The organism is Aquirufa lenticrescens, from assembly GCF_019916085.1.
GTDB classification, from domain to species: domain Bacteria; phylum Bacteroidota; class Bacteroidia; order Cytophagales; family Spirosomataceae; genus Aquirufa; species Aquirufa lenticrescens.
Map to the genome: position 1 here is coordinate 183,055 of NZ_CP049834.1, position 13,755 is coordinate 196,809.

12 protein-coding genes are annotated in these 13,755 nt (G+C 41.5%); 8 read left to right on the forward strand and 4 right to left on the reverse strand.

The window, feature by feature from the left end; genetic code table 11:
* The first annotated feature begins 4 nt into the window (after positions 1-4).
* The 3 genes from lipA (at position 5) to metK (ending at position 3,390) form a co-directional block, all read left to right on the forward strand.
* Complete coding sequence (gene lipA / locus G9X62_RS00835; protein ID WP_223130949.1) at positions 5-874, forward strand: lipoyl synthase; 870 nt, start codon at positions 5-7, stop codon at positions 872-874.
* 3 nt (positions 875-877) lie between these two features.
* Positions 878-2,059, forward strand: a complete 1,182-nt coding sequence (locus tag G9X62_RS00840) for a lycopene cyclase family protein (protein WP_223130950.1) — start codon at positions 878-880, stop codon at positions 2,057-2,059.
* A 74-nt stretch (positions 2,060-2,133) separates the two neighbouring features.
* Positions 2,134-3,390, forward strand: coding sequence for a methionine adenosyltransferase (metK, locus tag G9X62_RS00845; protein ID WP_223130951.1), 1,257 nt, complete (start codon positions 2,134-2,136; stop codon positions 3,388-3,390).
* 61 nt (positions 3,391-3,451) lie between these two features.
* On the opposite strand, the gene G9X62_RS00850 is transcribed toward metK, so the two are convergent.
* Together G9X62_RS00850 and G9X62_RS00855 are read right to left on the reverse strand one after the other, a co-directional pair.
* Complete coding sequence (locus tag G9X62_RS00850; RefSeq protein ID WP_223130952.1) at positions 3,452-3,793, reverse strand: HPF/RaiA family ribosome-associated protein; 342 nt, start codon at positions 3,791-3,793, stop codon at positions 3,452-3,454.
* Positions 3,794-4,153: 360 nt separating this feature from the next.
* The gene (locus G9X62_RS00855) at positions 4,154-5,764 is read right to left on the reverse strand and encodes a VRR-NUC domain-containing protein (protein ID WP_390654226.1); all 1,611 of its coding nucleotides are present in this window, start codon (positions 5,762-5,764) and stop codon (positions 4,154-4,156) included.
* A gap of 64 nt (positions 5,765-5,828) precedes the next feature.
* On the opposite strand from G9X62_RS00855, the gene G9X62_RS00860 reads away from it, so the two are divergent.
* The 4 genes from G9X62_RS00860 (at position 5,829) to G9X62_RS00875 (ending at position 10,553) form a co-directional block, all read left to right on the forward strand.
* Positions 5,829-7,019: a phosphoglycerate kinase gene (locus tag G9X62_RS00860; RefSeq protein ID WP_223130954.1), complete on the forward strand. Its 1,191-nt coding sequence runs from the start codon at positions 5,829-5,831 to the stop codon at positions 7,017-7,019.
* A 71-nt stretch (positions 7,020-7,090) separates the two neighbouring features.
* On the forward strand, positions 7,091-9,547 hold the full coding sequence (locus G9X62_RS00865) for a bifunctional UDP-N-acetylmuramoyl-tripeptide:D-alanyl-D-alanine ligase/alanine racemase (RefSeq protein WP_223130955.1): 2,457 nt from the start codon (positions 7,091-7,093) through the stop codon (positions 9,545-9,547).
* A 298-nt stretch (positions 9,548-9,845) separates the two neighbouring features.
* Positions 9,846-10,193 carry an ArsR/SmtB family transcription factor gene (locus G9X62_RS00870; protein WP_223130956.1) on the forward strand — a complete coding sequence of 116 codons (348 nt, stop codon included), beginning with the start codon at positions 9,846-9,848 and terminating at the stop codon, positions 10,191-10,193.
* A 24-nt stretch (positions 10,194-10,217) separates the two neighbouring features.
* Entirely contained in the window at positions 10,218-10,553 is a 336-nt protein-coding gene (locus G9X62_RS00875; protein WP_223130957.1) for a hypothetical protein, read from the forward strand.
* Positions 10,554-10,644: 91 nt separating this feature from the next.
* Here G9X62_RS00875 and fumC read toward each other — a convergent pair whose 3' ends face one another.
* Positions 10,645-12,048 (reverse strand): class II fumarate hydratase, encoded by a 1,404-nt coding sequence (gene fumC, locus G9X62_RS00880; RefSeq protein ID WP_223130958.1) that lies wholly within the window; start codon positions 12,046-12,048, stop codon positions 10,645-10,647.
* A 57-nt stretch (positions 12,049-12,105) separates the two neighbouring features.
* On the opposite strand from fumC, the gene G9X62_RS00885 reads away from it, so the two are divergent.
* On the forward strand, positions 12,106-12,444 hold the full coding sequence (locus tag G9X62_RS00885) for a Spx/MgsR family RNA polymerase-binding regulatory protein (RefSeq protein WP_223130959.1): 339 nt from the start codon (positions 12,106-12,108) through the stop codon (positions 12,442-12,444).
* Here G9X62_RS00885 and G9X62_RS00890 read toward each other — a convergent pair whose 3' ends face one another.
* Entirely contained in the window at positions 12,445-13,755 is a 1,311-nt protein-coding gene (locus G9X62_RS00890) for an ABC transporter permease (protein WP_223130960.1), read from the reverse strand. It abuts the gene before it with no gap.

Consider the following 13,755-nt stretch of genomic DNA (forward strand, 5'->3'; position numbering starts at 1 on the left):
AAAGATGATTGAATTACCTCAAGTAAGTCCAGCCGCTAATTCTCGCAAACCAGATTGGTTACGCGTTAAATTGCCTATTGGCGAAAAATATACGAACGTTCGCAAAATCGTAGACGAATACAAATTGCACACAATTTGCCAATCCGGCAATTGCCCTAACATGGGGGAATGCTGGGGCGAGGGCACAGCAACCTTCATGATTTTAGGAAATGTCTGCACGCGCTCTTGTACCTTCTGCGCCGTAGCAACCGGCCGTCCAAACGAATACGATGAAGACGAACCACGCCGCGTAGCAGATGCCATCAAATTGATGCAGGTAAAACACGCTGTAATCACATCGGTGAACCGCGACGAATTGAAAGATAAAGGAGCAGAAATTTGGTACCAAACGGTTCGCGCTGTTAAAGAAACCACACCTGCCACGACCATCGAAACCTTGATTCCAGACGTGAAAGCGAATTGGGATGCCTTGATTCGCATGATCGAAGGTGGACAAGAAGTCGTTTCTCACAACATGGAAACAGTAGAACGTTTGTACCGCTACGTTCGGCCACAAGCGAAATATGCGCGTAGTTTGGAGCAAATCAAGCGGACGAAAGAGTTTGGAAAACGCAATAAATCCGGCATTATGCTAGGTCTAGGCGAAACCCAAGACGAAGTATTAAAAGCAATGGATGATTTAGTGGAGAACGGCTTGGATGTATTGACTTTAGGCCAATATTTACAGCCTACGAAAATGCACCATGAGGTCATCGAGTGGATCCACCCGGACACCTTCGCGATGTACAAGGAGGAAGGATTGAAACGCGGGCTTGCTTACGTAGAATCTGGAGCCTTAGTTCGTTCGAGTTATCACGCGGAAAAGCACATCTAGTTTATGCAATTACCCGGCCCAGCCTATCGAGAATACGATTTCATCCTGGCGGGAGGGGGAATGGCCGGTTTATCTTTTGCCTATTATGTAGGCCAAAGTAGTCTCAGCGACAAGCGAATTTTGATCATCGATCGGGGCGTTCGAAATGAACAAACGTTTTGTTATTGGTCGGATGAGCCGTCGGAATTTGATGCCTTGGCGGAAAAATCCTGGGATTCTCTCTATTTCCACAGCGCGAGACCGTCCTCTTTAAAGATCGATATCGAGCCTTATTCCTATCGGAAGATAAACGGTAATGCGTGGTTTTCACACTTAGAGACCGAACTCAGCAAACACTCAAACATTCACTACCTTCAGGCTGAAATTAAATCAATCAGCTATCAGGGAATAGGATCTTGTGTTAATACTTCAGAAGGCTCCTTTTATGCCTCAGAAAAAATCATCGATAGCTTCAGCCCATTTCCTTGTGATAATGCAAATCCCAAACACCTCAAGCAACATTTTTTAGGTTGGGTGGTCGAATGCAATTTTAATAACTTTGAAACGGATGCGGCTCATTTATTTGACTTCCGCGTAGCATTTGAGAAGGAATGTGAGTTTATGTACGTCTTACCCACAAGTCCCAGAAAAGCCTTATTTGAATACACTTTTTTCTCTGGTACCTTGCGCGAGCCTGATTATTACCGTGACAAAATCAAATCCTATCTTTTCGCTTATTATGGTCTAACTGAGGATGATTACCTATTGAAAGAGGAAGAAAGTGGTGTGATTCCCATGCGCAATAATCCGAATAAACCGGCCAATTTATATGAAAAACACCTTAAAATAGGTACAAGTGGTGGCTTCGTAAAATCCACAACCGGCTATAGTTTTTACCGAACCCAAAAATTCTGCAAAGACCTTGTAGCAATGCTTGAAAAAGGCCCATCTACCTCACTTGTTATTCCTGTTAATTCTTGGAAGATTTGGCTAGACGAAGTTTTCTTGCAAGTGCTGATCGATCAAAAAATAGCCGGTTCTAAAGTGTTTGAAAGCCTTTTTTACAATAACAAGCCTGGACTTCTTTTGAAGTTTTTACAAGAAGACACCTCCTGGAAGGAAGACCTTCGCTTGATGTGGTCTGTACCTACTTTACCTTTTGTAAAAGCAGCACTGAAAACTATTTACCGGTCAAAAATTAAATGAATGGAACTTGCGGGTTCCTTGGAATAATCGTATTTTTGCCCTGATTTTAATCTCAAAACAAATAATATTCGCCCATGGCTTATCTATTCACCTCTGAGTCGGTTTCTGAAGGACACCCAGATAAAGTAGCTGATCAAATCTCTGATGCGTTAATTGACCATTTTATGGCCTTTGACCCCACTTCTAAAGTAGCTTGCGAAACGCTTGTAACCACAGGTCAAGTCGTTTTAGCTGGAGAGGTGAACACAACTACGTATTTAGACGTGCAAGCCATTACACGTGAAGTGATTCGCAAGATTGGCTATACGAAGTCAGAATATATGTTTGAGGCAAATTCTTGCGGGATTTTATCTGCGATTCACGAGCAATCAGCGGATATCAACCAAGGAGTGGATCGCAAGAACCCAGAAGAGCAAGGTGCAGGTGACCAAGGAATGATGTTCGGTTTCGCTACAAAGGAGACTGACAACTTCATGCCTTTGGCCTTAGATTTAGCTCACAAAATCTTACAAGAACTTTCCGCTATCAGAAATAACGAGCCCTCGTTAATTGGATACCTTCGTCCTGATGCAAAATCTCAGGTAACGATCGAATACAGTGATAATCACGTACCTCAACGCATCGACACAATCGTTGTTTCTACTCAGCACGATGATTTCGCGTCAGAAGCAGAGATGTTAGCGAAAATCAACAAGGACATCGTAGAAATCGTTATCCCTCGCGTTAAGGCTAAATTAAAGCCAGAATTGCAAGCCTTATTCAACGATGCGATCACTTATCACATTAACCCAACAGGTAAATTTGTGATCGGTGGTCCACACGGAGATACGGGTTTAACAGGTCGTAAGATCATCGTAGATACGTACGGAGGAAAAGGTGCACACGGTGGTGGTGCCTTCTCTGGTAAGGATCCTTCCAAAGTAGACCGTTCAGCTGCCTATGCAACACGTCATATCGCGAAAAACTTAGTTGCTTCTGGTTTATGTGACCAAGTATTGGTACAAGTTTCTTACGCGATCGGTGTAGCTAAACCTTGCGGTTTATTCATCGATACGTATGGTACTGCCAAAGTAGACATGACAGACGGCGAAATCGCCCGTAAAGTAGAAGCTATCTTCGATATGCGTCCTTACTTTATCGAGCAACGCTTGAAATTACGTAACCCAATCTATTCTGAGACGGCAGCTTATGGACACATGGGACGTAAGAACGAGATCGTTACGAAACACTTCACTGGTCCTAACGGCCAAAAAGTAAGCAAAGAAGTGGAATTATTCACTTGGGAAAAATTAGACTACGTAGATGCAGTTAAGTCTGCTTTCGGAATCTAATCTGAATTACTTTGATATGAAAAAAGGCGACCTTCGGTCGCCTTTTTTATTGCATTTTTTTTTAAAATTCCTCGCTCTCTAAATCTTCTGCTCGAAGCGCCTTTACGGAATTGTTTTTCGATTTAAATCGCTTAATCTGTTCTGCGATGGCATTCAACGCTAAGTCCAATGCCTCTTCAAATGATTTCGCTGTTTCTTTGACAAATAACACTGCCCCGGGGACCGTGATCTTAATTTCTAACATTTTCTCCTTTACCTTTCCTAGACTTGTCGCCACTTTCAGGAACACCTCACCTCCGGTTATTCGGTCATAAAAGGTATCTAACTTGTTTAACTTTTCTTGAATGCTTTCTACCAATTTGCGGTCCGCAGTAAAGTGGATCGCGTGAACTTGCACTTTCATAAGCTTAAAATTTAATGGTGAAACACGCTTTGGGAATCTTAGCAAAGCTGACAGAAAAAAGAACGTTTTAGATTCGTTATAAACGTATTGTATTTTTGAAAGGATGTCAAGTTTTTAACAGAATTTATTTGGGCGGAGCCCAAATAAATTCTGTTAAAAAAGTCGCAGCTTCGCTGCCTAGTCGCCTGAGGCTTAGTCGCAACTGTGTCGCTTAGTCAGTAGACACTAGTCAGTAATCAGTAAATGAGGCCGGAGGCCGCACCACTATACTCATCGCCGCAGGCGATTCCATCTTTATTCTTTATGCTCTATGCTTTAAAAACCATCGCCCAGGCGATTCCACCATTCACCATCCCTACTTTAAGCTTTATACTTTAAACGTACCAACCTCACCTTCACCCCATTCCTTCTCATAAAATCGTGCCAAAAATGCTGAATAGCGGATAAATGATCATTCGGAGACTTCACTTCGACAAAGGCAAATTCATCGCCTTTTTGGATAAATAAATCAGGGAAGCCCTTGACATGTGTACCTAAATGTTCCCATAAGTATTGAGATATTGCTGCTAACCCATCTGGAGGCATCACTTGCAAAAACCGCTCCATCAGTTCAAAATCGAGAGAATACCAATCAACCAAAGGATTCATGGCGCCTTGATTTGCCTCAGCACGAGAGCGCAAAAGTGAAAGAAGCGTAGAACGATCTTCTAATAAATGCAAAGGCAATTCCCCCGCAAAACTCTCCTTTCCATAATGACTCGGAGCCCATTGAAAAGGATGATGAAAGCCTTCTTTACGATCTGCAAAAATCAAATCCCAGGCGAAAAGACCGAGGAAATTACGCCAAATCTGGTTCTCGGTAAAAGCTGCATAATAGCCCTCCGCTTGAAAATGGGCCACCACTCCTGCTTCTACTTGACCGATGTATTCCGGTGAAATTTCAATTAATTCAGCCTGCTTTAGCGAGGCAGTCACTTGCTTGATGGATTTTTTAGAGGCTTGTTTGGCCAAAAAGTCTTCAAAAAAATGAATCTCCGTAGGCGAAACACACACTTCTAATCCCACCCGAGCCCATGCAATGGCTTCGTCTAACTCCCCCATTTTCTGCAAAACACGAACTCGACGCTCTAGCGAGGCACCTGTTAAGGAAACCTCATATACTTCCAAAGCCTCTAAATAGGCTTTTTCACGCTCTAACAAACGACCTAAAGCATAACAGGTCTTTTCAAATGCCCTAATAGATGGCTCTAACAAAGAAGAAGCCAAAGGCAACATATGCACTCGCCAGGAAGCTAATATCTCGTCAGCACTAACGGTGGTCGTATAAAACCATTCTCTCCACATCGAAATAGCCCATTTTTGTTCTGCCTCTTCCCTGGTCTGAAAATAGGGCTTTAAATCCTCCTCTTGCACTTCCACGAAGGCACGGTACCCTAAATCACGCACCACGAAGTCAGTTAGATCACGAGATCGTGTCCCAAAAATCAAAAACTGAATGAATGCAAACACCTCCACTCTCGCAGGAGCTACCACGCCAGAAGAAAACGCTACTATTAAATCAGCCGATGAAACGAGTGCCGCAGCCTCTTCTTTTGAGGCTGAAGCGGGGATTTTGATGCCTTGTTTTTTGGCCAAAGCAACACATTCCTGCTTAGTAAATATCGATTCTACTCCATCCGAAACATCGGAGAGAAAACCAGATGTGCGCAAAACTCGCAGAGGAGTCGCTAATTCCCCTATTTCAGGATAGTTTAATTTCTCGATCCGAAAACAAACCGAACGACGCGATGCTAACCGCAAATAAAGGCATTGCGCTGCAAATGTGAGATCAGAAAAATCCTTTAAAAATACTATTTCCTTTTCCTTTAAAAGGGGCAAATAATGCCGGTCGATATAGCGTAGAATATAGCTAAAATGATCCCAATAATAGGTTGCAGACAATTCTATCTCATTTTTTCGATCATTCGGCATTATTGTTTATCTTTGTCTACCTTTTTAGGGGAATATCTTTTTATTCATAAATCAAAACAAAAATATGCAAACTGTTGCTAATTTCAATTTTGCTGGTAAAAAAGCGCTAGTACGTGTTGATTTCAACGTTCCATTGAATGAGCGTTTCGAAATTACAGATGATACCCGAATCAAGGCGACAATTCCTACGATTCAAAAGATTTTGAAAGACGGTGGATCGGTTGTGTTAATGTCTCACCTAGGTCGTCCGAAGGATGGTCCTACCGAAAAATATTCGTTGAAACACCTAGTGACGCCTTTGTCATTGGTTTTTGGCGTGAAAGTAAAGTTTGCCTCTGATTGTATCTCAGATGAGGCTGTTGAATTAGCGAACGGTTTACAATCAGGTGAAATCTTGCTTCTAGAAAACCTTCGTTTTTACAAAGAAGAAGAAAAAGGAGATGTTGATTTTGCGCAAAAACTAGCTCGTTTAGGTAATGTTTGGGTAAATGACGCATTTGGAACGGCTCACCGTGCACACGCTTCTACCGCTGTCATCGGACAATTCTTCACTGATAAAGTGAGTGGATACGTCATGCAGGCGGAATTAGATAACGCACAAAAGATCCTTGAATACTCGGAACGTCCGTTTACGGCGATCATGGGTGGATCGAAAATCTCGGATAAAATCTTGATCATCGAACGTCTGTTGGACAAAGTAGATAACTTGATTATCGGTGGAGGAATGACTTATACGTTTTCTCTAGCTGAAGGTGGAAAGATCGGTAAATCGATCTGTGAGCCAGATAAAGTAGAATTAGCGAAACAATTGATCGAAAAAGCGAAAGCGAAAGGTGTGAACTTAATTATGCCTTTAGACAACGTTTGTGCAGATGATTTCAATAACAACGCAAACCGTCAAACGGTAGAACGCGGTGAGATTCCTGATGGTTGGGAAGGTTTAGACATCGGACCTAAGTCGATTGCTTTATTCCAGGAAACAATCGCGAAATCAAAAACAATCCTTTGGAACGGCCCAATGGGCGTATTTGAATTCTCAAACTTCGCAATCGGAACTAACGCCATTGCGGATGCTGTCGTGAAAGCAACAGAAGAAAACGGAGCGTTCTCACTTATTGGAGGTGGCGATTCAGCTTCAGCAGTCAATAACGCAGGTTACGGAGATCGCGTTAGCTACGTTTCGACTGGTGGAGGTGCTTTATTAGAATATATGGAAGGTAAAACATTACCAGGTGTAGCTGCATTAGAAGCTTAGAAAATACCGGAATTTCAGATAAAATTGCAGAAGGCGAGGAAACATTCCTCGCCTTTTTGTATTTTAGATGTATGATTCAGCATAAAAATCCTGCCCATCTTCGTGCCAGCTTCTTAAGTTTAGATAGTCGCCAAATTTATGAGCCTACTAAAACCGCTTTCTTTGCGGTAAACGGGCTAAACCACGATGGTCATCAATATGTGGAATCATTATACAATAAAGGCGTACGCGAATTTATTGTTGAAGAATCAGCTTGGCATGGCCCTATCGCTGAAAAGGCTTCCCAATGGGAGCAAACCAATATTTATGTTGTTGAAAACAGCATTGCCACCTTACAATCGATCGCCCAACAACACCGGGAACAATTTCAATATCCTGTTATCGGCATCACCGGCTCGAATGGTAAAACCATCTGTAAAGAATGGCTTGCAACACTTTGCAATAATGCGTTTACTGTAGTTAAAAGTCCTAAGAGTTTTAATTCCCAAATTGGTGTTCCACTCTCCCTCTGGGCGATGCAAGAAAAACACAATTTGGGCATTTTCGAGGCTGGTATTTCCCAAAAAGGGGAAATGGATAAAATCGAAGCCATGCTGAAACCAGACTATGGCATTTTCACGCATTTTGGCGAGGCACACGGCTCTAATTTCAGCTCTGATGAAGAGAAGCTTAGAGAAAAACTACAACTCTTTAAAAGAGCGAAAAAACTCGTCTATCGCGTCACTAATCTGCAAGATGATCCCATCAAGCAAATAATGCAGGAAATTAATCCTTCTTGTGAATTAATTGGATGGAATACGATTAGCCCAGATAAAGGCTTGTTCACTTTTTGGCAAACAAAAGGTAAAACAGCGCAAATCAAAGTTATCAAAGCAGCGCAAAGCGAAACCTTCATCGATAGCTCCATCGAATTTAACGATGAAGCATCGCTCGAGAACAGCACCCATTGCCTTATAATGGCCTCCATTTTAGGCATTAATCGAGAAACACTAAGTCTAAAAGCTAGGGCATTAAAACCCGTATCGATGCGCTTAGAAATGAAAGAAGGCTTGCGCGGGAATACCTTAATCGATGATTCCTATAACAATGACCTGGATGGGCTTCGCCTCGCCTTACCTCTCTTAAAGAAAAACAAACACAAAAAAAGTGTCTTAATCCTTAGTGATTTCCTCGAAACAGGCATCCCAGAGAAAGAATTATACACCACCATTGCGGCCCTAGTTCGTCACCAAAAAATTGATCGAATGATCGGCATAGGTGATCAAATCATCCGAAATAAGGCTATTTTCGACCAAATAGATGTATTTCAAAGCACCGAAGACCTCATTTCTTCAGGATTCCTAAATACGATCAATACAAGTCAAATTTTATTAAAAGGGGCTAGAAAGTATAACTTTGAGAAGCTCGTTCACAACTTAGAAAATAAGACCCACAGAACGCAATTAGAGGTGAACCTTGATGCTTTACAGCATAATCTAGCCTACTTTAAAAAGGATATAGGACCAGAAACTAAATTAATGGTCATGGTTAAAGCCTTTGCCTATGGCACTGGCGCAATTGAAATAGCTACATTACTCCAAAATAGTGGAGTGGACTACCTAACTGTAGCCTACACTGACGAAGGAGTTTACTTGCGTAAACACGGAATTTATGTTCCCATCATGGTCATGAATCCCCAAATCGAAGAATTCGATAAGCTAACCGAAAATGGATTAGAACCGGAAATCTATAGCCTAGAATTACTCAAAGCCATAGACGAATATGGAACTCAACAGGGTAAAAACATCAAAATCCATATCAAGTTAGATACAGGTATGAAACGCCTTGGCTTTGAAGCAACAGAAATCGCTGAATTAGGCGAAAATTTAGCTCAAATGCCTCATTTATGGGTAGCCAGCATCTTAAGCCATTTAGCCGCAGCAGATAGCCCACAACACGCTGATTTCACTGAGCAACAGATAAAATCTTTTAATGCCGCTGCAGCTGAAATAGAAACAAGTATCGGATATCAAACCATCAAGCACATCGCAAACTCTGCAGCTATCCAAAGTTTCCCTTCAGCCCGACTAGATATGGTCCGTTTGGGCATCAGTTTATATGGAATTACCGGTAATCCGAACGTAAAAAATAAGATCGAAAACGTTTTAACCCTAAAAACGTCTATATCACAGATCAAAAACATCGCTCCAGATGAGACAATTGGATACGGAAGACGTGGTAAATTAGCCGGTCCTGGTCGAATTGCTACCCTAGCTATCGGCTATGCAGATGGTTATTCTAGAGCTCTCGGAATGGGAAAGGGAAGCTTCGAAATAAAGGGCCATCTATGCCCAACCGTAGGTTCTATTTGCATGGATATGTGTATGGTAGACATCAGTCAATTTCCCGACATTTCTGTCGAAGATACCGCCATAGCCTTTGGCGGAAAAATACAATTATACGAATTAGCCAAACAAGCTGAAACCATCCCTTACGAACTGATGACAAATATCAGTGAGCGAGTTAAGAGGGTGTATGTAACGCAGTAATCAGTATCCAGTAACCAGTAACTAGTAGTCAGTCAACAGTAAACAGTCCGGAGGGAACGAGTCCGGAGGGGTGTGTCATTTCACCATTCACCATTTACCATTCACCATTTAGTGTCTATTCTCAAAACTCTTAATACTTAGCAATTTTGCTATATAATAATTGTATACTTAACATTATTGCTAATTATTAATTGCTCATATAGCTAATTAATTAGTGCGCGCGCTAAATAGGCTATCAATAAACTGATTTGGAGATTTAAAATCAATATATTAACTTAGCTAAATATCAAATAATAGCATGGCTGTAGAGAACATAGCAAAGGCTTTAGGGGATGAGTCCAGAAGGAAAATCATCGAACTATTAAAGGAAGGAGAACTTCCTGCTACGGCTATATTTGATCAATTTGAGTACGCCGCCCCTACTATCTCCAGGCATTTATCGGTATTAAAAGATGCGGGGTTAGTCAGCACCCGTAGAAATGGGGTATTCATTTACTACCAATTAGAGAAGGATGCGCTACGTCAATTAGACGAATGGCTCTCCCCTTTCCTACCTAAAGTGAAGCCTGCACCAAAAGAAAAATCGAATCCAGCACCCAAAATACCGAAAGAAAATCCTTTCGATAAATTTCAGTCTGAATTCTAAAATATAAAAATAATACAATTTATAATGAAGCGATTTGTGTTCATCATTCGAGGTCCGGTAGCCGGAATTTCCAGCGAATCTAGCTTAGCATCGGAGGCAGAATTAGACCAAATTCGCACTTGGTTAAAGGGCTTAAAATCGACTTATTCGGACATGCTTTTCCAGAAATTTTCAGGTGAATTACAAGCGTTAAATCAGAGCGGAAAATTAGACAGTCGACTGATCCAACAAATTGATGGAGGAGAAATTTCTCAGATCGTTACACTAATTTTACCAAGCTTAGAGGTGGCCGAAGAAATCGCAGCCAGTTTTCCCTTCCCTAACGAGTTTTATAGTCTAGAATTAAGAGAAATGGCTTAAAGATCAAGTAATTCCATACAAAAAAGGCTCATACATTACGTATGAGCCTTTTTTGTGCATTCGCGACGAGAATCGCGTATTTTTTATCTCCTTATAGATTGATCTCGCCTACCATATTCTCAGGCTTTACCCACGCATCGAATTCTTCGGCTGTTAAATAACCCAAAGAAATCGCCGTTTCCTTTAACGTAGAGCCATTTTTATGAGCAGTCTGCGCAATCTCTGCTGCTTTGTAGTATCCGATCTTCGTATTTAAAGCAGTCACTAACATCAAGGAGTTATTCACGTGCTTCTTAATGTTATCGTGAAGTGGTTCAATACCTACCGCACATTTATCATTAAATGCTACGCACACATCTCCAATTAAACGAGCTGAATGTAAGAAGTTGTATATCATCACTGGTTTGAATACGTTTAGCTCGAAATGGCCATTTGAACCACCTATTCCGATCGCTACATCATTCCCCATCACCTGCGCCGCGACCATTGTCATAGCCTCGCATTGCGTAGGATTCACCTTACCTGGCATAATAGAAGAACCAGGCTCGTTATCAGGAATATAAATCTCACCGATACCCGAACGAGGCCCAGATGAAAGCATTCGAACGTCGTTACCTATCTTCATCAAACTCACTGCAACCGTCTTTAAAGCTCCGTGAGCCTCTACAATCGCATCGTGTGCTGCTAATGCTTCAAACTTGTTTTCAGCTGTAATAAATGGTAATCCAGTCAAAGAAGCGATATGCTTAGCAACATTCTCTGAATAGCCTTTGGGTGTATTAATACCCGTTCCTACCGCAGTACCGCCTAAAGCAAGTTCAGAAAGGTGTGCAAGACTATTATTAATCGCACGTAAACCGTGATCTAATTGTGAAACGTAACCTGAAAATTCTTGGCCTAAAGTCAAAGGAGTCGCATCCATAAAGTGCGTACGACCGATTTTGACCACGTTTTTGAAGGCTTTAGCTTTCGCAGCTAAAGTATCTCTCAATTTCGTAATACCTGGAATCGTTACTTCCACTAAAGATTGATATGCAGCGATGTGCATCGCCGTAGGGAACGTATCGTTCGACGATTGAGACTTATTTACATCGTCATTTGGGTGTACGAATTTCTGCTCATCTAGCAAATTTCCTCCCTGTAGGACGTGTGCGCGGTAAGCAATTACCTCATTACAATTCATATTAGATTGAGTACCAGAACCTGTTTGCCAAACCACTAAAGGGAACTGGTCTGCCCATTGACCTTCCAAGATTTCATCACACACTTGACCAATTAGGTTCTTTTTCGCCTCCTCTAAGACGCCTGCCTCAAAGTTCGTGATCGCCGCTGCTTTCTTTAGATAAGCAAAGGCTCTAATGATCTCTTTGGGCATTTTATTAATATCCTGAGCAATCGGGAAATTCTCAATCGAACGTTGCGTTTGAGCACCCCAATAAACGTGAGCAGGCACTTGCACCTTACCCATAGTATCTTTTTCAATTCTATACTCCATACGATGTTTTGTATTAAATTTGTCCTAGTCCACAAAAATACCACCAAAATCAATAAGATGCTTACTATTTACGGAATTCCTGCTTGCAATACGATGAAAAAAGCGTTTGACTATTTAAACGAAAAAGGGATTCCCTTTACCTTCCATAATTATAAGAAAAGTGGTATCGAAGCAGCTCAATTACGCTATTTCATCGAGCAATTAGGCGAAGAAACGGTATTAAACAAGCAAGGAAGCACCTACCGTCAATTAAGCGACCAAGAGAAGGCTAAATTGGATGTATTTACCTTTCTACAAGAAAAAACATCTGCCATCAAGCGACCGATTTTCGTCTTGAATAACAGATGTTTTGCTGGGTTCAAACCAGAAGAATTAGATATTTGGCTAACTGCTTAATTACCCTTTATAAAAGAGCCATTTAGCCATCTCTTTGACCGTAATTTTCTTTCCATACATCAAGATGCCTACGCGGTAGATACGCGCAGAAACCCAGCTACATCCTAAGAAACCTACTACTAACAAAGTCATAGAAGTGGCTAATTCCCACATAGGAACGCCATAAGGCAAGCGCACCATCATATTAATAGGTGATGTAAAAGGGATCATCGAAGCCCAAAAAGCCATGGTACTATCCGGATCCTGCATCGTAAATTGCGCCATAATGAAAGCTAAAATAATCGGAAGCATCACAATAAAAGTAAATTGCTGGGCTTCAGCCGTGCTTTCCACCGCACTACCAATGGCAGCAAACAGGGAGCTATATAGCAAGTAACCGAACAAGAAATAGAATAAAAATCCACCTACGACTAGTGGAATATTCGTGCTTTCAATCACTTTCGTTACCTCTGCCATAGGGGAAGCATCATCCATTTTCTTCGCCACTTCAGGGTCCACTTTTTTAATTTGCTCCACCTTCTGTTTCACAGGACTAGCAGCATAGAAAGTAGAGGCCACTTGAGATAGTCCTATTGTCAATACAATCCACAATAAAAACTGTGTCAAACCCACCATTCCAACGCCTAAAATCTTGCCCAACATCAACTGATAGGGCTTAATGGAGGAGATTATCACCTCGATAATACGGCTACTTTTCTCTTCAATTACCCCATTCATCACCTGTGATCCATACAATAACAAGGTGATGTAAAGCAACATTCCCATCACACCGGCTAGGATCATCGCACCACCCGAAGAAGAACTTGTCTCATCCCCCTTCTCTGAAACAGTTATAGTCTCACTGCTTACTTCGATTTGGGTCTTTTCATACACCTCTGAGGCTATACCTGCGTCCTTCATTAAAATAGCGCGTACTTTCTTCTCGATAACCCGCTCGATCGAAGATTTCAACGGAAGACTTAAATTCTTCTCTGAATAGATTTTGATGTCTTTTGAATGGGTCAACAAATCCTTAGGTAAATGAACAAATGCGGTATAACCTTCTTTGGAAAAAGAACCTTTCAAGTCAGAAACGGGTTTGTTTACGAGCTTAAATTCCACTTCTTTATCCATTAAGTCCGTAGTCTGAAACAAACCACTCTCATCCAAAATTTCGATACGCTTTACCTCTTTATCCTGGGTAGCTAACCAAATAGGTACCGCATAAATCGCCGTAATTAGGATAGGGCCCAGCAAAGAGGCTATCCAAAATGATTTCTTTTGAATGCGGGTCAAATACTCCCGCTGAATCACTAATAATATCTTGTTCAT

What these genes read in the sequence shown, in the direction of transcription:
- lipA (WP_223130949.1), top strand. Translation starts at nt 5, where the DNA reads ATGATTGAATTACCTCAAGTAAGTCCAGCCGCTAATTCTCGCAAACCA.
- G9X62_RS00840 (WP_223130950.1), top strand. Translation starts at nt 878, where the DNA reads ATGCAATTACCCGGCCCAGCCTATCGAGAATACGATTTCATCCTGGCG.
- metK (WP_223130951.1), top strand. Translation starts at nt 2,134, where the DNA reads ATGGCTTATCTATTCACCTCTGAGTCGGTTTCTGAAGGACACCCAGAT.
- G9X62_RS00850 (WP_223130952.1), bottom strand. Translation starts at nt 3,793, where the DNA reads ATGAAAGTGCAAGTTCACGCGATCCACTTTACTGCGGACCGCAAATTG.
- G9X62_RS00855 (WP_390654226.1), bottom strand. Translation starts at nt 5,764, where the DNA reads ATGCCGAATGATCGAAAAAATGAGATAGAATTGTCTGCAACCTATTAT.
- G9X62_RS00860 (WP_223130954.1), top strand. Translation starts at nt 5,829, where the DNA reads ATGCAAACTGTTGCTAATTTCAATTTTGCTGGTAAAAAAGCGCTAGTA.
- G9X62_RS00865 (WP_223130955.1), top strand. Translation starts at nt 7,091, where the DNA reads ATGATTCAGCATAAAAATCCTGCCCATCTTCGTGCCAGCTTCTTAAGT.
- G9X62_RS00870 (WP_223130956.1), top strand. Translation starts at nt 9,846, where the DNA reads ATGGCTGTAGAGAACATAGCAAAGGCTTTAGGGGATGAGTCCAGAAGG.
- G9X62_RS00875 (WP_223130957.1), top strand. Translation starts at nt 10,218, where the DNA reads ATGAAGCGATTTGTGTTCATCATTCGAGGTCCGGTAGCCGGAATTTCC.
- fumC (WP_223130958.1), bottom strand. Translation starts at nt 12,048, where the DNA reads ATGGAGTATAGAATTGAAAAAGATACTATGGGTAAGGTGCAAGTGCCT.
- G9X62_RS00885 (WP_223130959.1), top strand. Translation starts at nt 12,106, where the DNA reads ATGCTTACTATTTACGGAATTCCTGCTTGCAATACGATGAAAAAAGCG.
- G9X62_RS00890 (WP_223130960.1), bottom strand. Translation starts at nt 13,755, where the DNA reads ATGAACAAGATATTATTAGTGATTCAGCGGGAGTATTTGACCCGCATT.